Genomic DNA, 20,649 nt, shown 5'->3' on the forward strand with positions numbered 1-20,649 from the left:
CGCGGGGGCAACTCAACCAAAATTCACTTAGCCGTGGATAGTGGTGGCCTGCCGATTTGCTTTGATTTATCAGAGGGACAACGCCACGATACTTAGCCGTGGATAGTGGTGGCCTGCCGATTTGCTTTGATTTATCAGAGGGACAACGCCACGATATAGTGCATGCCGAAAGCTTAGTTGAGCAACTCGATGAAGTTAATACCATCGTTTGTGATAAAGGATATGACAGCGAACCTTTCCGTACTTTTGTTAAGGAGTGTGGCGGAGAAACGGTAATTGCCAAACGCAATTATGGACAAGATATAGACAAAGGCAGTATGGATTGGTGTCTATACAAGTATCGTCACTTGGTCGAAAATGCCTTTGGGAGAATTAAGCATTATCGAGCTATTTCAAGTAGATATGACAAGCTAGAAAGGAATTATGCCAGCATGTTATCGCTGGCATTCATGTTAATGTGGCTACCGATGTATTGTTGAACGTAAAATGTACAGCAAAGATCAACACACCCTAAGCAATCTGATGGGTATGTTTTCTACTATGTAACGATTTAGCTTACAAAGCCATACAGTAATACGTATAAGACTACGGAATAATGCTCACCAACGGTCGAAAGGCCGAAAACAAAAATAATTGATACTGCATGACATTAAAGAGTGAGTAAGAAAAATGAACAAGATAGCGAAATCAGCATTAGCACTGGGTTTAATCAGCGCGGTTTCTCTTCCAGCTTTAGCAGCAGGTACTGACGGCGGCGCATACATTGGTGGCGGACTTAGTGTCTACCAAGATTCAGATACAGATGGCAAAGGCAGTTATGATTCAGACGGCATGGGCTACAACTTATACGGCGGCTACCAATTCAACCGTATCGTTGGCGTTGAGCTTGGCTACAACGATTACGCTGACTACAAAAATGGCGCAAAAAAACTCTCGCCAACGTCTATTTCTGTATCAGCAAACCTCGGTTATACGTTCGACAACACCATTCGTCCATTTGTACTTGCAGGTTTGAGCTCTGTTGACCTACACGCAAACAATGCAGCTCGAATTAATGATGATAGCGGGACTGGCTTCCACTTCGGTGTTGGTGTTGAATACACACCAGTTGAGCACCTAACACTTCGCCTAATCTCGCAAGCAGATGCGGTAAGCGTAGATGACTACTCTTATGGCAATGGGTCACTCAAAAACGATGATCACACGTTTGCATTCAACAGCATTAGCTTCGGTGGTTCATACAACTTCTAATGTGATTGAACCACATAGAATAAGCTGAACATACTAATTCACTTTGTTGTTCCACCTTGTCATGAAGGTCACTCAGTAAAGTGAATTTTTTGTTTCTACACACCTATCGCGTCATTTCACTTTAGTCGGTTTATCGCCGCCCATCTGAGCTTTATGCGTTGATATTAGAGCTTTCTTGGTAGCTAGACTAAAATAAAGGGATAAGAGACGCAGGAAAATAAGACCTATGAATCTACCAAGCTTAAACATGTCGATAAACAAGCTGCCTTTTGTGTTGGCCGTGTATTATCTGGTTGTCATCAATATCCCTCTCTCCCTCGAACTATTTAGTATTGTTCAGGCATCAAAGTCTGAAAGTGTCGTGTTTCTTATATCCATCCCGATCTTCTTCCTTGCTGCCTTCAATTTTATCTTCCAAGTCTTCAACTGGCCGATATTCTCCAAGCCATTTTTTATCTTCCTACTCATCACCTCAACCCTCGTCAGCTACAGCATGTTCAATTACGGCATCTATGTAGACTATGGGATGATAGAAAACGTATTCGAGACTAATAGTGGCGAAGCAGCAAGCTATGTAAGTACCCACTCCATCTTGTGGTTATTTGCGATGGGGATTGTCCCGTCACTGCTGCTACTCTTTACCAAGCTTAAGCGAGAGTCATGGAAAGATTTCTTTATCTGGAAGTCGATTGGATTGCTCTCTTCATTGATTGTCATCGCGATTATTGCAGGACTGTTTTACAAAGATTACGTCTCGTTTGGCCGCAATAACTCGCACATCAAAAAGATGATCATTCCGACTGAGTATGTGGCATCAACGGTGAAATACATCAATAACACCTACATCAAACAGCCCATCCCATATCAAGAGCTGGGCTTAGATGCTCAACTCAAGCCACAAGCAAAAACGGCAACCAAACCGACCTTATTGGTGTTTGTACTTGGCGAGACTGCTCGCGTGTATAACTACCAGTATTATGGCTATGAGAGAGAAACCAACGCTCATACCAAGCCTTACAACCCGATATTTTTCTCTGATGTTCAGTCGTGCGGAACAGCCACCGCGGTTTCTGTACCGTGCATGTTCTCGAACATGAATCGCAGCAACTACGATCGGGACAAAGCCTACAACCAAGATAACGTAGTCGACATTATGAACCACGCGGGCATCCACTCTATCTGGCGAGAGCATGATGGTGGGGATAAAGCTGTCGCGCATCGAATCAAAGAGATGACGCTCGTCGCCAAAAACAGCGATCCATTGTGTAATAACGATGTGTGTTACGACACGGCGATGCTAGAGAACTTCGAGCAAGATACTCAAGATCTTAAACAAGATAGCATCATTTTCTATCATATTTCGGGTTCTCACGGCCCAACGTACTTTGAGCGTTACCCAGAAGAACATAAGAAGTTTACGCCTGACTGCGCTCGTGCAGATATTGAAAACTGCACCAAAGAGGAAGTGGTTAACACCTACGACAACACCATTTTGTACACGGATTTCTTCCTCTCACAGGCGATGCAAAAGCTTGAGAAACTGACCGACAAATACAACGTGGCATTGATGTATGTGTCCGATCACGGCGAGTCTCTGGGAGAAAATGGCGTCTACTTACACGGCATGCCTTACTCTCTAGCACCAAAAGAACAGACCCACGTTCCACTGATCTTTTGGATGTCGGATGGCTTTGCTGCTGAGAAAGGCATCAGTGACACGTGCTTGCGTAAAGCAGGCAAAGAACAAAGCTTCTCACACGATAATCTATTCGACTCTTTGCTTGGCTTGATGGATGTGCAAACCAAAGAGTATAGAGAGGAACAAGATATGTTCGCACCGTGCCGTTAATGATCTTACTTAAGTGAGTAGTCGAAAAATGCAACTGCCTAGATAAGCTTCTCTCCAGATCCCTCTAAAGAAGAAAAGATCTCGGTCTTTTCTTCTTTTATCCATCGCTAACGTGACACAAGAGTGCTAATTTATAACCTCTAAACAATAAGCTACATTTATTATAGAGCTCGAGCACTCGTTATCTCGGCTCTCTCTCCCTAAAAAAAAGAGCTCTACATAGCACCTTAATAGTGCTCGAATCTCGATGGTTACGTCATATCATTAAGGACAACGAATGGACGCTTTCATAATTTCAAGCTGGCAATTTTCAGAGGGTGTGGCACATGAGCACACCACAAGCCCAGCCTCATTCGAGCAATCAACTTGGTATCACTGCCAAAGAGATGCTGACGGTTTGAGAGAATGGCTCCACAATAATACGGTTCCAAATGCCATCATCGATTCATTACTCACCGATGACACCCGCCCTCGATTTGAACAATTTGGCCACGACTGTTTTTTGATGATTCTGCGAGGCATTAATCTAAACGAAGGTGCTAACCCTGACGACATGCTTAGCCTACGCATCTTATGGTACAAAGGCACGTTAATATCGACACGCAAAGTTCCTTCAAAAGCGGTCAGTAACCTAATATCCGATCTAAAACAAAGCCAAGGTCCAACGTCGTTACCTGATGTATTGCTAGGCATGATCCGCGGAATTAACCATTATATATCGAGTTTCTTGACTCCCGTAGAACAACTGATTGACGAGCTAGAGTCTGAATCTCATCACGATATAAAATCCATCAACGCTCTACATTCGAGGTTACTCAGACTAAGGCGTTATTTGAAGCCACAGAAATACGTTTTCGAGGATTTAATGAGTGACCTACCTGCACCATTAAGCAAGCACAACAGTCATATAAAGAACAGTCTTGATACCATCCTAAGAATTAATGAGTCAGTCGAGTTTTACATCGAACAAATTAATGTATTTTTAGCGAGCCTAAGTCAGCAACAAGCTGAAAAAATGAATAGAAATACGTACCTATTTTCTATCATTGCAGGTATTTTCCTCCCTGCTGGGTTTTTCACCGGTTTACTGGGTGTCAATATCGCTGGGATACCCGGAACAGATAACCCAATAGCATTTCCACTATTTTGCATTGGGCTGCTCGTGGTCGTAGCAGCAGAGGTCGTTATTTTGAAAAAATTGAGGTTTATTTAATGGTTGAGTTTTTGCAATCCAACATGTGGCTTAGACAGGTGGTTTTAGGTTTACTTCTTATCACTGTATATTGGGTGATCAAACACTTAGGTAAGAACTGGATAGAAACATTAGCGGAGAATAAGCGTGTCGGACTAAAGCGAAAGCAGTTCGTGCTTAAGTGTTTCAATATTGTTCTGTTTCTACTCTTCATAGCTGTGTTTACGATTGTTCTTAACTTAGGTTTTGGTGATATTTCGCTATTCTTATCATCCATATTTGCTGTGCTGGGTGTCGCATTATTCGCGCAATGGTCAATTTTAAGCAACCTCACCGCGAGTGTGTTGATATTTTTTGTATTTCCTTACCGTATAGGTGACAGAGTAAGAGTCGCAGAGAAAGACGAAGATATCAGTGGCGTGATCATTGATATCACCATGTTCCACGTTATTCTCCGACACAGTTCGGGCAACATTATCACCTACCCCAATAACTTGATTTTGCAAAAAGGCGTAATCAAAGTTTTGGCGGAACCTGAAGCTAAAAGTGAGGCGGATGAGGCTAAACTAATCAAAACTGAAAATTAAAAATCGTAAGATTTTCTGGTGCCTTGAATATCTGCAGGTCAAACTAATAGACACAGAGAACTGAGATGTAAGGTATTAAAAGTACTTGGTTCGAACATCGATTGCAGCGCCAGTGATAAGTTATTTTGTTCACAAAGGCATTAGAGAGAAACTTGAATCAAGTAACAGGCCTAATACCCAGTACTTACGCTAAACAAGGCTGCTTAACCATAGATGCGTATGGTGGAGTGAGATCGGAATAACTCATTCTTTATCTATAACGCACATTCCTTCTATAGTGAATACTCTGTCTGTTGTGTCCCATTAGCCGCAAGTTTTATTGAGTTTAGATTTGCGACTAAATATACTGGAGACACCATCAGACGGAGGACAAAAATGAATAATAAAAACAAACATATAGTTTTAATTCATGGTCTATATATGCCTGCGTTGATCATGCAATATCTGGATAGAAATTTCAAAAAACGCGGCTTTCAAACTCACAAGTTTGCCTACAACTCGCTGCGCTTCCCTTCTGCCGCCAAGCGCCTCAATCGCTTCGTGAATGCACGCTTTGATGAGCACGATGAGGTCTATTTCTTTGGTCACTCGCTCGGTGGCTTGCTGATTCGTCACTACTTTAAGTTTTACCAACCCGACTTTGCCGACACCTGCATCATTACGGCGGGCACGCCACATAATGGCGCGACTATCGCAAAAACGCTGTCGAATCATGGTCTTGGGTTTATCTTTGGTTCGAGCAAGATGATCTTAAGCGATGGCTTGGGTGATTATGATATTGATGTGCCGATTGGCGTGATTACCGGCACCTACGACGCTGGTGTAGGTCGCATTGTATTGGGCAGAAACCCAGGTGATGGCACAGTTACGCTTGAAGACGCAAACCTGAGAGGGGCAACGGATACTTACGCTCTCAAACTCAACCACACGGCGCTTGTCTACTCCAAGGAAGTCGTGGCACTGTCGGCTCAATTCATCGAACACAGAGCTTTTAAGGACGCTTCATAGCTTTTGCGTTAGCTGTTTTCCGTTAACTTTTGTGCGCGTTAGCTCGTGTATCTAGCTCTGGTTCTCTTATTGCTGTTTTCTTACTTCTGGTAGAGCGATACAAAGATAGATAAAAACAAAAATACCACTCTGCGATGAGAGTGGTATTCAAAAATTCAATGCTGGGAGTGAGTGCTTGTTATACTTTCTATACTTGTTACAGACGATTCACTCGCGTTGGTAAAAACACCTCACCCAACATGCATCGCACCGAACCACCACCAATGTCTTCAATCGTTTTCACGTTAAATGGCAGCAACTTTCCGTGTGTCGAAAGCTGAGCTAATTGAGCAGGAGAAAATGCATCGTAAGCCGACTGAGACATCGCGATTACCTTATCGCCATTCACGGTTTCCAATTGCAGAATGTTGCCGCAGAATCGGTTCATCTGATCGATTGAGATTGAGATAACCTGCTTGTCTTTAGCCAGTGACTTCACCACAAAGCGGCGCTCAAATTCTGGAATGACTTCATCACAGATCACGCAGAAGTTATCACCAATCGCCATCATCACATTGGTATGATAAATCGGTTGGCCAGACGGTAATGCCGTTTGGAAAGAGACCACGCGAGAATAGCCAATGCGCTTTGCGTAATCTTCTAATACTTCGCGGTCACAACGTTGAGAGAGTGCCGCGTAGATAGTCTTATTGATATGGTCGATCACCATCACGCCAGTGCTCTCGAGGTATGAACCTTGTGCGATATAAGACTCTAGAGACTCACTGTGGTTAACAATTCGACCAGACGCTTCTAAAGCTTCAATAAGGGCATTTGGCTTAACTTCATTCTGACGGTTTTCACACGCCATAGGAAAAGTGAATAAGCTTCCATCACTACAGGTACTGAACCAGTTGTTTGGGAAAACAGCATCCGGAGTTTCAACTCCCAATTCTGGGTAATCAAACTCTACAACTTGCACACCTTCTTTACGCAACGAAGCGACCATCGCCTTAAATTCGGCCATGGTTTCTAATTTGACCTCAGCTTCGGTCAGATTCACTCTGTGTTGAAACTCATTATCTTGTGCCGTTTCTTCATTAAATTTAAATTCTTTTGGCGGCACCATAACAACGCAATTGGCGTTTTGAACATTAGTAATGTGAAGTGATTTTTTGTGTAGGTTTAACATCTCAACCGTCCCTATCTTTAATTTACCTCAGAATTGTAAACAACTTGTTACAACAAGATTCACTGAAAAGAATAATGATTTGAATATTTATCCCAGACAATTCCTGCAAAACTCAGTTTATTCGGTAATTTTTACTGCAAGATAACAGCACATCAGAAAGAACCAACAGTTTGCATATGAGATGCAGGTTTTGCTGAATAAATATCCGAGCTTCATTCTCTAGCTTGCGGCGGGTTTAGGTTACAATTTAATCCATTTAGCGTTAGGATTATCACTGTTGCATAACAATCAATTACGTTTGAAATAAGCTTAACTTTTCCTGTCCGATTCAATCTAAAATACGCGTCATGAAAGACACGCTTTGGACCTTTCCTACGACATCGCTTAAACAACGTATTAGTATTAACGAACTCGTGAGCCAAGCTTTCAACCAAACGCTTAAACTAAAATCCATCGAATGGCTTAATGCTTATAAGAACGAATTGGCGCTTATATAATTTCAAATCAAGACTGTTAAATTTCTAATCGAACCTATAAAAACAAAGCTACACAGACGATGCAGTGACTAATCGATGCATTCGTTTATAAAGGGAAATCTATGTACAAAAAATTTGAAGGCTTTACTGAAGCCTTTCCAAAGGGAGAGCCGATACAACCTCCTACTGGAATACTGGCATTCTGCCGCCATTACACTCGAGGTTTTGAAAAACCGTTAATCTTGCTCGGCCTAATGAGCATGACCATCGCGATCATCGAAGTCGCGTTGTTCGGTTACATGGGCCAACTGGTTGATTGGCTATCAACCAGCAACCCAGAAACCTTCTTAGCAGATAACCAATCCACACTAATGGGGCTTGGTGTTCTGTTATTGGTCGTGATGCCGATCTTGATTAGTGTTTACTCGCTCTTGCTTCACCAAACCTTGCTGGGTAACTACCCGATGTCGATTCGTTGGTTGGCGCACCGCTATCTTTTGAAGCAGAGCTTGTCGTTCTATCAAGATGATTTTGCCGGACGTGTTGCCACTAAAGTGATGCAAACATCGCTCGCGGTGCGCGAAACCGTGACCAAAATGGTTGATGTGTTTGTCTACGTGACGGTTTACTTCACGGCGATGCTGTTCATGCTCGCCGAATCAGATTGGCGCTTAATGGCTCCGATGCTGATTTGGTTGTTTGTTTATATCGGTATCCAGCTGCACTTCGTACCAAAGCTGAAAGACGTATCATCAGAACAAGCCGATGCGCGTTCGTTAATGACAGGTCGTATTGTCGATAGCTACACCAACATCGCGACGGTGAAACTGTTCTCACACAGTAAAAGAGAAACCGAATACGCCGAAGAGGGCATGGAAGGCTTCCTTGATACTGTGCACCGCCAAATGCGCTTGGTAACCGGCTTCAACATCTGTGTTGAGTTCGCTAACTATCTATTGGTGTTCAGCATTGCTGGTATCTCTATCTACTTATGGCTAGATAGCGCAATCACCGTGGGTGCCATTGCGATTGCAGTGAGCTTAGCTCTGCGTATTAACGGCATGTCGAAATGGATCATGTGGGAAATCGGTGGTCTGTTTGAAAACCTAGGTACTGTAATTGATGGCATTAAAACGCTATCTAAGCCAATCGCTATCGAAGACAAGAAAGACGCTGAACCACTTAAGGTTCCACAAGGCGGCATCAACTTCGACAACGTTAGCTTTAACTACGGCGAGAACAAGGGCGTGATCAACAACCTTAATCTCAACATTAAGCCGGGCGAAAAAGTGGGCTTAGTAGGCCGCTCAGGTGCGGGAAAATCAACCTTGGTTAACCTGCTGCTGCGTTTCCATGATGTAGAAAGCGGTCGCATCCTGATTGACGATCAAGAGATCTCAACAGTGACGCAAGACTCGCTGCGCAGCAACATCGGTATGGTGACCCAAGATACTTCACTGTTGCACCGTTCGATCAAAGACAACATTCTTTACGGTCGGCCTGAAGCATCCGATGAAGAAGTTTACGCAGCCACCAAACAGGCTCACGCGCATGAGTTTATCGAAACCCTAACCGACCCATTTGGCAACATTGGTTACGATGCTCAAGTAGGTGAGCGTGGCGTTAAGCTTTCTGGTGGTCAGCGTCAACGTGTCGCTATCTCACGTGTTCTTTTGAAAAATGCGCCACTGTTGGTTCTGGATGAAGCGACGTCAGCCCTTGATTCAGAGGTAGAAGCGGCAATCCAAGAGAGCTTGATTGAGCTAATGGAAGGCAAAACGGTGATCGCGATTGCGCACCGTCTATCGACCATTGCTGCGATGGACCGCCTGATCGTGCTTGATGAAGGCAATATCGTCGAAGAAGGTACGCACCAAGAGCTGATTAACCAGAATGGTATCTACGCACAGCTGTGGAATCACCAAACGGGTGGCTTCATTGCGGATGATCTTGAGCAGGCAACGAACGCTTGATTTTTGTGCTATTTTAAAAGTGCGGCGTAATTCACACCAATTTGTTAATTAACGGTAAATTACACGTAGCAGAATGTTATGTCGTAATTATATAATGACGTTAACACCAAAAACGCCTCGCTTGCGCGTTCTGGAATAAGGCTAGACTTCGGGGGGAGGCTAGCCTTTCTTATGCGCCTAGATCAGCAATCTTTCCCACCTGTTACGTAAACTTCATCGATCCTTTTGTTTTTTTCTTGGCGTTTTTTTCTTAAAATGCGCGCAGTATTCTTTCTAGAGATCAACCATGAACAAAAGTGTCTTAACTAACGTTATCGCGTTAGCGCTGCTTGCTGGCGGCTATGTGACAGCAAACCAATACTTGCTTTATGCAGGCCTATTCGCATTTTCTGGTGCCATCACCAACTGGCTTGCGATTCACATGTTGTTCGAAAAAGTACCCGGCTTATACGGTTCAGGCGTTATCCCAGCACGCTTCGAAGAGTTCAAAGCAGCCATCAAACAACTGATGATGGAGCAGTTCTTTACTGAAAGTAACATCGACCGCTTCCTAAGCAGCGAGATGTCTGGCGGCCAATCACTGAACCTAGAGCCTGTGATTAAGAAGATCGACTTTAACCCTGCATTCGATTCACTGGTCCATGTCATCGAGAACTCTCAATTTGGTGGCATGTTGGCAATGTTTGGCGGTACTGAAGCGCTAGAGCCAATGAAAGCGCCGTTTGTTGAGAAGATGCAAGAGTCAGTGATCGAAATCAGCAAGAGCGATTCGGTAAAGAATGCCATCAAAGAAGAGCTAGAATCTCCAGCGATGATGGACGAAATCAAAGAGAACATTGAAGCGATCATCGATCAACGCTTGAATGAACTGACACCGAAGCTTGTAAAAGAGATGGTTCAAACCATGATCAAGAAGCACCTTGGCTGGCTTGTGGTTTGGGGTGGTGTATTCGGTGGTGTGATTGGCTTAATCTCTGCGGCAATTACGCTGTAATCGGTTTACCAACAACCAACTTATCTGATTGCCTTTCCTGGCACTCAACAAAAAATGGAAGCTAATTAGCTTCCATTTTTTATATCTAAACAAACACGTCTGAAGTAAAACCCGTGTCCTATTTTAAGGTTGCCAACAACTCAGGGTTAACACCAAAGCCCTTTTTATGCTCTTCAATCACTACTTCACTGCGCGTCTGAATCACGCCAGGCAGCGTACCCAACTTGGTGGCCATAAATGCTTGGTATGCCTTCATGTCTTTCACTCGAACCTTGATCATGGTGTCGAAGTCTCCCGACAATGAATAACACTCTTCCACCTCGGGCATCATTTCAACGGCTTGGGCAAACTTATCAAAAATCGAAAAGCTGGTCTGATCGAGGCGAATATGGATGAAGACTTGAACATCGAGTCCCAACTTTTCTGAACACAGCTCAGCATGGTAGCCTGTTATGTAGCCCTCTTTTTCCAATCGCTTGAGCCTATCAGAGCAAGGAGACGTCGTTAGGTTAACCTGCTTGGCCAACTCAACCACGGGTAAACGCCCTTTCATGTGCAGAATTCTTAGTATCTCTTTATCGATACGATCAAGTTGATGCTGAGACATAACATTCCTTAAACATTCTAAATTCGGCTCAGTATATTCCATACTAAGAGCAATCGAAGAAAACCCCGCTCACACATTTAAAAACTAAATGCACAAGTGATATTCACACCAAATATAAATCCACACAAATCGATAACAACCCTTATAAATCAAACTCTAGTTATTAACAAATTATTATAGAAATGACCCGATAAACAAATAAGTTGAGCCAGAAACGAAAGAAAGGATATATGGCAAAGTGAATAATAGAATTATCAAAGAGAAAGGATGACTCTATTATGAAAACGCAAGAACTCGCATATAAGCCTTACGGTATTGGTTCATGGACGCACGTAACGGTATCAAAAGATGTTGCTCAAGCACTAGCAAGTGAATACTCAAACTATGGATGGGAAGTGAAGGTTGATGGCAATGCCATTGAAACTGAGCTTGCACTTAAGGCAGCCTAGAAACGCAAAAACCTCCTAACACGGAGGTTTTTTGAATCAAGTTAGTAAGCACTTACTATGATTTAGGCTAAGCCAACTTGGGGAACAGTACTTCCAGTTTCGCAACGGCAATTGCACGTGCGACAGAAGTGCTGAGTTTCCATATCGTAGTACAGGTTTCCACTAAATAGCTTTGACGTCCATTGCATCATACGGCCAGACGCTGTCTCGGGCTCTGATTCACAACGTTTCATTATAGACTTATGTAGTGTTGTTTTTTTACATCCTTTGCAATAGAGATCAGGCATACCTTTGTCCTATAGGTCTTTAGTGGTTACTGACAATTGACACATCATGTCCAATTCGGTTCCACAATTCACCGAGCTAATGACAAAAGTGAGGGCCAAGTTCAAAAAACAGCCACTTTTCTATTTTGTTTTTTGACATCAAACGTCGTAAAGATATTTCCTCTTTCATTTATCACCCACTAAAACCTAGTTTCAATTTACATTGCAAACCTCAAAACTACGTTGCACTTTAGTCGAATTAACACTTAATTTTATAAATTACAGCGCAGTAATATCCTCTGACTTAGTATTCCATTTCAGCACAAGTACAATGATAAAAAGTACGAATAAAAAACATCCGGACCGGGTCAATGTTTATTCAGATCTGGCATAAGCCGTGTGAGGAGATGGATCAGACCGCTCGCATAGAGTTTTAATATTTGGACATATCGACCAGAAAGAGGTCGAAAGCATTAAAGAATAGTCAAAAAAATAGAGCCACCGAAGTGACTCTATTGTTCTTTGTTCAACTCTTTTGCTAATGCATTTGCATTTTTACAATGTAAATTAGTCTAGCTCAACGAGGTTCTTCTCGAATTCAGCGTGTTGCTTCTTAACTTCGTCTTCTGGTTCGCCAGTGATTAGGCTCACGATAACGATAGAGATAGTCGATAGGATGATTCCCGGTACGATTTCGTAAACATCGAACCAACCGCCCGTGAACTGCTTCCAAAGTACGATAGTCACACCACCAACCACGATACCCGCAAGAGCGCCGTTACGGTTCATACGAGGCCAGTACAGGCTCAATACGATAGCTGGGCCAAATGCCGCACCGAAACCTGCCCATGCGTAAGATACAAGGCCAAGTACCGAACTATCTGGCGTCATCGCTAGCACAAGAGCAATAAGAGAGATTAGGATTACCGCGAAACGGCCTACACGAACGATCTCTTCAGACGTCGCATCTTTCTTAAGTACTTGCTTGTACAGATCTTCTGCTAGAGCAGATGAAGATACCAAAAGCTGTGAATCCGCTGTACTCATGATTGCCGCTAGGATTGCAGCAAGTAGGATACCTGCGATTACTGGGTGGAACATCGCGTTAACAAGAAGCATGAAGATCTTCTCACCATCGTCTAGCTTAGGCGCGCCAGAGTTAGTCACGTAAATAAGACCAACAAGACCCACTAGCATTGCACCAACCATAGACAGTGCAGACCATACCACCGCAATACGACGCGCTGTTGTTAGGTCTTTATTGCTACGTGTTGCTTTGAAACGAGCAAGGATGTGTGGCTGACCGAAGTAACCTAGACCCCATGCCGCTAGTGAGATGATCGCGATAGCAGAAAGTGGCTCACCTTTCGCATCATTCCATAACGTTAGAAGTTCTGGGTTAATGTTGTGTAGGTCAGTAGATAGTTGACCAAGGCCACCGTTCATCGCTGCAATTGGTACAATCAATAGCGCTGCAGACATCAACAGACCTTGAACCAAGTCAGTCCAAGATACCGCAAGGAAACCACCAAACAGGGTGTACGAAACCACACATACTGTACCGATAATTACCGCAGTCGTGTAATCTAGGCCGAATACCGTTTCAAATAATTTGCCACCCGCTACCAAGCCTGAACTTGTATAGAAAAGGAAGAATAAAAGGATAAAGAAAGCAGAAATTGTTTGGATCAGCTTAGAGTTATCATTGAAGCGACGAGATAGGAACTCAGGCAACGTCAGTGATTCAGTTGTAATACTGTAAGTACGCAGACGCTTAGCACTGATTAACCAATTAGCCCAAGTACCCACAAGTAGGCCACCAGCAAGCCAGAATGCTTCAAAACCAGCAGCGTAAGCGTAACCTGGTAGGCCAAGTAGCAACCAACCACTCATGTCTGATGCACCAGCAGAAAGTGCAGCAGGCCATGGACCTAACGAACGACCACCTAGAAAGTAGTCAGTTGAGTTAGATGTACGTTTGTAAGCAATAACACCGATTGCCAGCATCATAATTAGATACGCAATGAACGTCGTCGTTATTGCAAAACTGTTTTCTATCATTTGATAGTCCTCATTTTGTAGAAAGCCTTCCATGCCTAATTCAATGCAAGGTACTCACCGTAAAGGCAAGCAAGTGCATTGAGTTAGGTATTGAGGCTCCAAAACACTATGAGTTAAATCCAAAGATGGAAAAAACCAAAAGTCTTTAGAGCCAGATTTACTGAAGGTTAGTGAGCTTCGCTTCCAAGTTCGAGCAAGGTCGCGTTACCGCCCACGGCTGTTATATTTATAGTTCGCGTACGCTCGGTAATGAAGCGCAGCGATAGGTGTGGATCATGAGCAACATTCATTGTTGTCAGATCCGTTTCAGCTACTAAACCGACGATTGCACCGTCACGCTTAGCAAGCTGTAAATTGATAGCTTGTGCCGTTTGTGAATTACCTACGTAACCCGCGCTTCGTACATCGCAAGACAGTAGCTGTTGAGCAGCGTCGTACGAGGCAACCTGCACCAGGTTGGTTGGTAGATTCGCTTGTTTCGCGGCATCTGCAATTAAGGTGTTGAACTGCACGTCATCACTGCACAATTGAACGCTGTTACCTGCCAATAGTGCAGCAGTAATCATTGCCGTTGCGGTTTGCAGTGCCGGCACTTTCTCTTCGCAATCATCTACAATCACCAAAGCCACACCACGGCCTGCGGCATACAGCTCATTGGTTTCGCCCGTAGGACCTGCCATTAGGTGATGTTCAGAAAGCAGCGCAGACGCTTGCTCTAGATGATAAGTCGCCACTGCAGCCAAAGGCACAGATTGACTTTCGATCTCTGATTTGAATGCAAGTACCTGAGCACTCTTATGATCAAAATCGGTAAGATTCCATTGTTCCCACGCCAAGAAAGCATCAGAAAAACCTGTCACTTGATGAACCATGATACTGCTCCTTATGCCTTGTCTTGTGATTGAGAGAAATGAACATCAGTAAAGCGGTATAGGTAGTGAGGACCACCCGCTTTAGGGCCAGTACCAGACAAGCCTTGACCACCAAATGGTTGCACACCAACAACAGCGCCGACCTGGTCACGGTTGATGTAACAGTTACCCACACGAACGTGTTTTTCGATCCAACGGTAAGTTGTCTCGTTACGGCTGTGGATACCCATGGTTAAGCCAAAACCAGTTTGGTTAATTTGGTCTACCACTTGCGCCAGTTCACTCGCTTTGAAGCGAACGATATGCAGTACAGGACCAAACTGCTCTTCTTTCAAACAGCTGATGTCATCGATTTCAAATGCACTTGGTGGAACAAAGTCACCATGTTCACAATCCGCTCCTAGAGAAAGTTGAGCCACTTTCTTCTGGGTCTTGGTCATGTTTTCTAGGTGCGTCATCAACTTCTGTTTCGCGTTTTGGTCGATAACCGGGCCCACATCCGTTTTATGAAGATGTGGAATACCAACACTCAGCTCGTCCATTGCACCGTGAATCAGTGCAATTACGCGGTCTGCAATGTCTTCTTGGATGTAAAGCACACGCAGTGCAGAACAACGTTGACCAGCTGAAGCGAATGCAGAACGAATCACGTCACGAACCACCTGCTCAGGCAGTGCGGTACTGTCGACGATCATTGCATTTTGGCCGCCGGTTTCCGCGATAAACGGAACTGGCTTAGCGTTACGGCTTGCCAATGACACGTTGATGCGTTGCGCTGTTGGGGTTGAACCCGTAAAGGCAACGCCCGCAATTGCATCGTGGCTGGTTAGCGCACTGCCGATCTCAGCACCACGACCTGGAAGCAACTGAATGGTGCCAGCAGGGAAGCCCGCTTCATTCATCAGTTCCACCGCGCGAGCTGCAATCAAGCTTGTTTGCTCTGCAGGTTTCGCCACAACGGTGTTACCCGCCACTAGTGCAGCGGTAATTTGGCCAAGGAAGATCGCCAATGGGAAGTTCCAAGGGCTGATACAAACGAACACACCACGACCTTGTCGCGAAGCGATTCGAGTTAGACCATCAAAGCCTTTAAGCTCAAAACCTTGTAGGTTGTTCGCTTGTTTTGCGTAGTAACGACAGAAGTCGACCGCTTCACGTACTTCATCAATGCTGTCGTGAATTGTCTTACCCGCTTCTTGATGACAAATTGCCACCAGCTCAGCCAGGTTCTCTTCCATCAAATCAGCCAGCTTCTCAAGCGCAGCGGCTTTGGTTTCAACCGATGTCGCATTCCAATCAGCAAATGCTGCGTCTGCACCAGTGATCGCTGCGGAAACATGATCAAGGTTTGCAAAAGCCACCTGACCCACGTTAATACGACGATCGTAAGGTGCAGTTACTTGCTCAACATTCTGATCAGCCTTGATCATGCTTTCAGCAAGAGATTCACCGTTGATCACAGGTCCAGCAGCCCATTGATTATTCAAAAAGCCTTTTACTTGCTCTTCAAACTGATGCGCTTCGCTTTCGATATCAATGTTCACACCGTATGAGTTCTTACGCTCAGGGAATACCGCTGGCGGCAGAGGAATCTTAGTGTTGTTCAACGTATCGAATGCCAAAAGCATGTCGACAGGGTGCTGTGTCAGCTCTGCCACAGGGCAGCGAGCATCAACCAAACGGTGCACAAACGAGCTGTTTGCGCCGTTCTCTAGCAAGCGACGTACTAGGTATGGCAGTAGATCTTTGTGGCTACCCACTGGCGCGTAAATACGTACCGACTGTTGGTAAGCTTCCATCGCATGGTTGTAAAGAGAATCACCCATGCCGTGTAAGCGTTGGAATTCAAAGTCTTTATGGTCAGTCATTACTGCAATAGCAGAAACCGTATGAGCATTGTGGCTCGCAAACTGCGGGAAGATATTGCCACGAACGCTTGGGCTCAATAGGTAACGCGCACATGCAAGGTAAGCTACGTCTGTCGCTTCTTTACGTGTGTAAACTGGGTAATCAGTAAAGCCAGCTTGTTGCGACCATTTGATTTCGCTGTCCCAGTAAGCACCTTTAACTAAGCGAAGCGGGATCAAATCACCCTGCTCTTTCGCTAGGCGGTTTAGCCATACTAGAACTGGTAGCGCACGCTTTGAGTACGCTTGAATAACCAGACCAAATTTACCCCAACCTTTTACAAGGTCAGTGCGGTACAGTTTTTCGAATAATTTAAGAGAAAGCTCTAAGCGATCCGCTTCTTCCGCATCAATCGTAATCGCAACATCGAGCTCTACTGCTCGGCGTAATAGTTGTTCTAGCGTATCGCACAGTTCATTTAAAACACGGTCTTCATTCGCCACTTCATAACGTGGGTGAAGTGCAGAAAGCTTGATAGATACCGATGGAGCTGGGCTCGATTTTGAAGAGACATACGAGTCTCGACCTACAGCTTCAATCGCCATTAGGTAATCTTTGAAGTACTTATTTGCGTCTGCAGTAGTCAGTGCCGCTTCACCTAGCATGTCGTATGAATAGGTAAAGCCTTTGTCGCGCATAGACTTACCGTTCTTTTGCGCTTCAGCAATGCTGCGGCCAAGAACAAACTGGTGACCCATCACTTTCATCGCTTGGTGCATCGCTTTACGAATCACTGGCTCTGAAAGCTTGTTCACTAAACGGTTAACCGCTTGTCCAGCACTCTGCTCGTTCGATGAAAGTCCAACCACCTTGCCTGTTAACATTAAGCCCCAAGTTGAAGCGTTTACAAAAACCGAATCAGAATTCTTTAGGTGAGACTTCCAATCCGCAACGCTTAGCTTGTCGCGAATCAGTGCATCAGCCGTTGCTGAATCAGGAATACGCATCAAGGCTTCCGCCAGACACATCAGCAAGATGCCCTCTTGAGTATCTAAGCTGTATTCAAGCAACAGTGCATCGATCATCTGGATAGAAGTCTTATCCGCACGGATAGCTTCGATCAAAGAAGTCGTTTTGTCTGTGATTTGCTGCTTTTCAGACTCAGAAGGGGTAGCTAGTGGCAGAAGTTGCTCTAGCCATTGGGTTTCATCCACCATATATAATGGTGAGATAAGCGACCATAGATCATCAAGCGACTGCTCGTTGAATTCTGGCTTTAACACATCAGTAGCTGTAAACATGCGTTTTCCTTAATCTCACACCCGGAATTAGCCCGGGATCTCTACAATGGCTGCAGTGTATTTAGAGTATATAAGGATTACTTGTCAAAAACTCCGAGTTTTTTGCTAAAAACTCGCTTTATTAACAAAACAAACACAACGTCACATATGAAACTTTAAAATAATATGCCGTTTTGTTTCACTATTTAACAGAAATTTTCTTTTTGTATTGGGATGGTGACATGCCTTGAAGGCGTGAAAAGGTATGAGTAAAGGAGGATTGACCGGAGAAACCAGCAAGTTCTGCAACCTGACCAAGGCTCAGATTACCTTGTTCGATCAAGCGGCGAGAGCGGTCGATACGCTTACCTAATACATACTGGTGAGGGGTAATGCCCATTTGCTCTTTGAATAGCATGTGGAACTGGCTTTCACCCAAAAACACACTGCCTGCTAGCTGCGCGACTGAGATCTTATTCGCGAGGTGTTGTTCGATGTAACGATCCAGAGCTTCAAGATCGAAACGCGAATCTTTGATAGAGGTTTCAAACGCCGAGATGTGTCTTTGCATCAGTGCTATCACCGTATCATTACAGGCACGGCTTAATAACAGATCATCAGGGCTTGCCTGCATCTCTTGCACCAACATATGGATAAGCTTTTGAATTTGCGCGTCTAATTGGAAGTAGACGTTTGATGACTCTAGCTGGTTAATCTTCTCTAACATCAGAGGGTCGTCGTCACTCGGTATAGGCATATTAAGCACCAAAATATCCGACTGACCAACCACGCCACCGAAAGCATGATCAGAGCTTGCGGTCACCACACACCCTTGGCCGGGGCCGACAAGATTGCCCTTACCACTGACTTCAAATTCCGCCTGACCTTTTAGACCGATCACCACCTGAGAATAATGGTGCTCATGGCAATCCATATGCGATGGCAAGGTAATGATCTCTGCAGGGCGAGGGCCAGTAAGGCCTAGCGGAGACAAGTCTAGGTTTGGAAAGGGTAAAGGTTTTGGCATGACAGCAAAGTACTCAAGTCAACATAGTAAGAATAATACTCCGAAATCTGCACAAGATGAATTTGTAAATGATCATGAGAGTCATTTCCTGACCTCAAACAAAAGATCATCACCGCGATCGTCTTGATCATGCCTCCGGAAAGATGATCAAGAGTGTACAAACTACGGGCATTGTAAAACCAATCGTTCCGGTGAGTTTAAAGGCTTACAGCTCAACTCTACACACACCCAGAACCATGTCACAGATAAATGCTTCTACGTTCCAACATAACGAATAAATTTTCTTATATAGCTCAAATATTTCGGTTTAAACCTGTAAAAAGTGTATCCGAAGTACCGAAACTTGGCTTTTGAGTAGATTGGATAGCAATAAAACGGTATAAAGACGGGTACTGTGTTAATTGCTAATAACTAGTGACTCACAACTAGGAAGTAGACACTTTATTAACGAGCCAATTTCAATCTACAAGTTGCAGGGACCTATGACTAACTTTCGAATTTCAGCGCTTTTACTTGCGCTATCCCCACTTTGGGTATCTGCATCGGTATCCGCTGAAGAACTGAATCAAGTCGATCCCGTTTCAGCTATCGATGCAAAGCTAACAGAGAAAAACTCAGATATTGAGCGTATTTCAGCAACCAAAGTATCGGCGACTGAGAACCTAAAACAACTGCAAAACAAAAACAGTAAGTTGTTGCGCGAAGGTGAAGAACTTAAGGCTAAACGTAACAGAGCCAAGTCTGTACTAGACAAACAGTACAGTCGCTTACTTGAAGATCCAGAAACGGATCTGATCTCTTTCCAGAAAAGTTACCAAGATGCGTGGGCTGCGGTTAAAGAGAATCAATCTGCTCAATTAGACAATCAACAAGCGATGAACGAGGGTGAAATTCACCTTTCTCAAATCAAGCAAAAGCAAGCTCGCCTGAATAATGAGCTGGCAAACTTGAGAGAATCAAAAGTTGAAGCTCGCGTAAAACGTATTGCAACAGAACTGCGTGAAAGTGCGGTTCTTGAAACCAGCTACACCACAACATGTTCATCAACAATGACTCTGGGTGAGTGTACTGCGCAGGGTAAACACCTGACCAACCAAAAAGCCGTACAAACGTTCAAGAACCAATTACTTGAGCAGCTCACAGAAAGCACTCTAGCGAAGCAAAACTTACAAGGTGTTCAACTAAACATCCATGTTCAAGACAGCCAAGCAATCAAGAGCGGCTTCTCTGGTAACAACTCTTACTTCATGCAAATGCAAGCTCAGCTTCAAGCAAAACCTGAAGCGGTTGCTGCGTGTAACCTATTGAACGTTTCAACGCGCTACTGTTTAACAGGCAGCAATGCAGCGGTTGTTAAAAAGAGCGACAAACAGTGGGCTAACGTGACGGTACGTTCTGATCAATACAATGATTCTGTGACTATCAACGGCATCAAGTACGGCAGCACGCCTCTTGAGGTTGCGCTACCAAGCGGTCGTCACCAAGTAACCATTTCAAAACAAGGTTACGAGACTTATAACCGCACTGTTACCGTCAACGGCAGCGACACTATTTGGGTTAAGCTTCTTCCTAGCAAAGAAAGCTAAACACCCTTCCTATATAGAGCTAAGCTGATATAAGCGCTTAGCGCTATATTCAGATAGCCGTGCCTATTTCACAAAGCTGAATGAACACTCGCCATTTTGTTGATAGTTATAAACTGTATGATCGTCATAAACTTGTATGGTCATTATAAACA

General features: G+C 44.2%; 16 protein-coding genes and 1 pseudogene. 10 read left to right on the forward strand and 7 right to left on the reverse strand.

The window, feature by feature from the left end:
* Positions 1–92 precede the first annotated feature (92 nt).
* The 6 genes and pseudogenes from L1D22_RS16910 to L1D22_RS16935 all read left to right on the forward strand — a co-directional run.
* Positions 93–479: pseudogene (locus L1D22_RS16910) on the forward strand (transposase); the annotation flags it as partial.
* Between the two features lie 190 nt (positions 480–669).
* Positions 670–1,251 (forward strand): porin family protein, encoded by a 582-nt coding sequence (locus tag L1D22_RS16915; protein WP_239830630.1) that lies wholly within the window; start codon positions 670–672, stop codon positions 1,249–1,251.
* A 226-nt stretch (positions 1,252–1,477) separates the two neighbouring features.
* Positions 1,478–3,100: a phosphoethanolamine--lipid A transferase gene (locus L1D22_RS16920; RefSeq protein ID WP_239830631.1), complete on the forward strand. Its 1,623-nt coding sequence runs from the start codon at positions 1,478–1,480 to the stop codon at positions 3,098–3,100.
* 277 nt (positions 3,101–3,377) lie between these two features.
* On the forward strand, positions 3,378–4,313 hold the full coding sequence (locus L1D22_RS16925) for a CorA family divalent cation transporter (RefSeq protein ID WP_239830632.1): 936 nt from the start codon (positions 3,378–3,380) through the stop codon (positions 4,311–4,313).
* Entirely contained in the window at positions 4,313–4,879 is a 567-nt protein-coding gene (locus tag L1D22_RS16930; protein WP_239830633.1) for a mechanosensitive ion channel family protein, read from the forward strand. Before L1D22_RS16925 ends, L1D22_RS16930 begins: the two co-directional genes overlap by 1 nt.
* A 375-nt stretch (positions 4,880–5,254) precedes the next feature.
* Positions 5,255–5,887, forward strand: coding sequence for an acetyltransferase (locus L1D22_RS16935; protein ID WP_239830634.1), 633 nt, complete (start codon positions 5,255–5,257; stop codon positions 5,885–5,887).
* Between the two features lie 196 nt (positions 5,888–6,083).
* Here the strand turns inward: L1D22_RS16935 and L1D22_RS16940 are convergent, their stop codons facing one another.
* A complete protein-coding gene (locus L1D22_RS16940; RefSeq protein WP_102393786.1) occupies positions 6,084–7,058 on the reverse strand; it encodes an arginine deiminase-related protein in 975 nt (324 codons plus the stop codon).
* A 598-nt stretch (positions 7,059–7,656) separates the two neighbouring features.
* Between L1D22_RS16940 and L1D22_RS16945 the strand changes: the two genes are divergently transcribed.
* Together L1D22_RS16945 and L1D22_RS16950 are read left to right on the forward strand one after the other, a co-directional pair.
* Complete coding sequence (locus L1D22_RS16945; protein WP_239830635.1) at positions 7,657–9,507, forward strand: ABC transporter ATP-binding protein; 1,851 nt, start codon at positions 7,657–7,659, stop codon at positions 9,505–9,507.
* A gap of 286 nt (positions 9,508–9,793) precedes the next feature.
* Positions 9,794–10,501: a DUF445 domain-containing protein gene (locus L1D22_RS16950; protein WP_239830636.1), complete on the forward strand. Its 708-nt coding sequence runs from the start codon at positions 9,794–9,796 to the stop codon at positions 10,499–10,501.
* A 118-nt stretch (positions 10,502–10,619) separates the two neighbouring features.
* Here the strand turns inward: L1D22_RS16950 and L1D22_RS16955 are convergent, their stop codons facing one another.
* Entirely contained in the window at positions 10,620–11,108 is a 489-nt protein-coding gene (locus tag L1D22_RS16955) for an Lrp/AsnC ligand binding domain-containing protein (protein WP_004732526.1), read from the reverse strand.
* A gap of 278 nt (positions 11,109–11,386) precedes the next feature.
* Here L1D22_RS16955 and L1D22_RS16960 point away from each other — a divergent pair, with 278 nt between their 5' ends.
* Positions 11,387–11,557 (forward strand): hypothetical protein, encoded by a 171-nt coding sequence (locus L1D22_RS16960; protein ID WP_017632012.1) that lies wholly within the window; start codon positions 11,387–11,389, stop codon positions 11,555–11,557.
* Between the two features lie 62 nt (positions 11,558–11,619).
* Here the strand turns inward: L1D22_RS16960 and L1D22_RS16965 are convergent, their stop codons facing one another.
* The 5 genes from L1D22_RS16965 to L1D22_RS16985 form a co-directional block, all read right to left on the reverse strand.
* Entirely contained in the window at positions 11,620–11,844 is a 225-nt protein-coding gene (locus L1D22_RS16965; protein ID WP_076650547.1) for a hypothetical protein, read from the reverse strand.
* A gap of 546 nt (positions 11,845–12,390) precedes the next feature.
* Entirely contained in the window at positions 12,391–13,881 is a 1,491-nt protein-coding gene (gene putP, locus L1D22_RS16970) for a sodium/proline symporter PutP (protein ID WP_239830673.1), read from the reverse strand.
* 170 nt (positions 13,882–14,051) lie between these two features.
* On the reverse strand, positions 14,052–14,756 hold the full coding sequence (locus L1D22_RS16975) for a 1-pyrroline-5-carboxylate dehydrogenase (RefSeq protein ID WP_239830637.1): 705 nt from the start codon (positions 14,754–14,756) through the stop codon (positions 14,052–14,054).
* Between the two features lie 11 nt (positions 14,757–14,767).
* Positions 14,768–17,905, reverse strand: a complete 3,138-nt coding sequence (putA, locus tag L1D22_RS16980; protein WP_239830638.1) for a bifunctional proline dehydrogenase/L-glutamate gamma-semialdehyde dehydrogenase PutA — start codon at positions 17,903–17,905, stop codon at positions 14,768–14,770.
* 181 nt (positions 17,906–18,086) lie between these two features.
* Positions 18,087–18,911: an AraC family transcriptional regulator gene (locus tag L1D22_RS16985; protein ID WP_132942019.1), complete on the reverse strand. Its 825-nt coding sequence runs from the start codon at positions 18,909–18,911 to the stop codon at positions 18,087–18,089.
* Between the two features lie 482 nt (positions 18,912–19,393).
* Between L1D22_RS16985 and L1D22_RS16990 the strand changes: the two genes are divergently transcribed.
* A complete protein-coding gene (locus tag L1D22_RS16990) occupies positions 19,394–20,497 on the forward strand; it encodes a PEGA domain-containing protein (RefSeq protein ID WP_239830639.1) in 1,104 nt (367 codons plus the stop codon).
* Positions 20,498–20,649 lie beyond the last annotated feature (152 nt).

Source organism: Vibrio sp. Isolate34, from assembly GCF_022397915.1.
Lineage (GTDB): Bacteria > Pseudomonadota > Gammaproteobacteria > Enterobacterales > Vibrionaceae > Vibrio.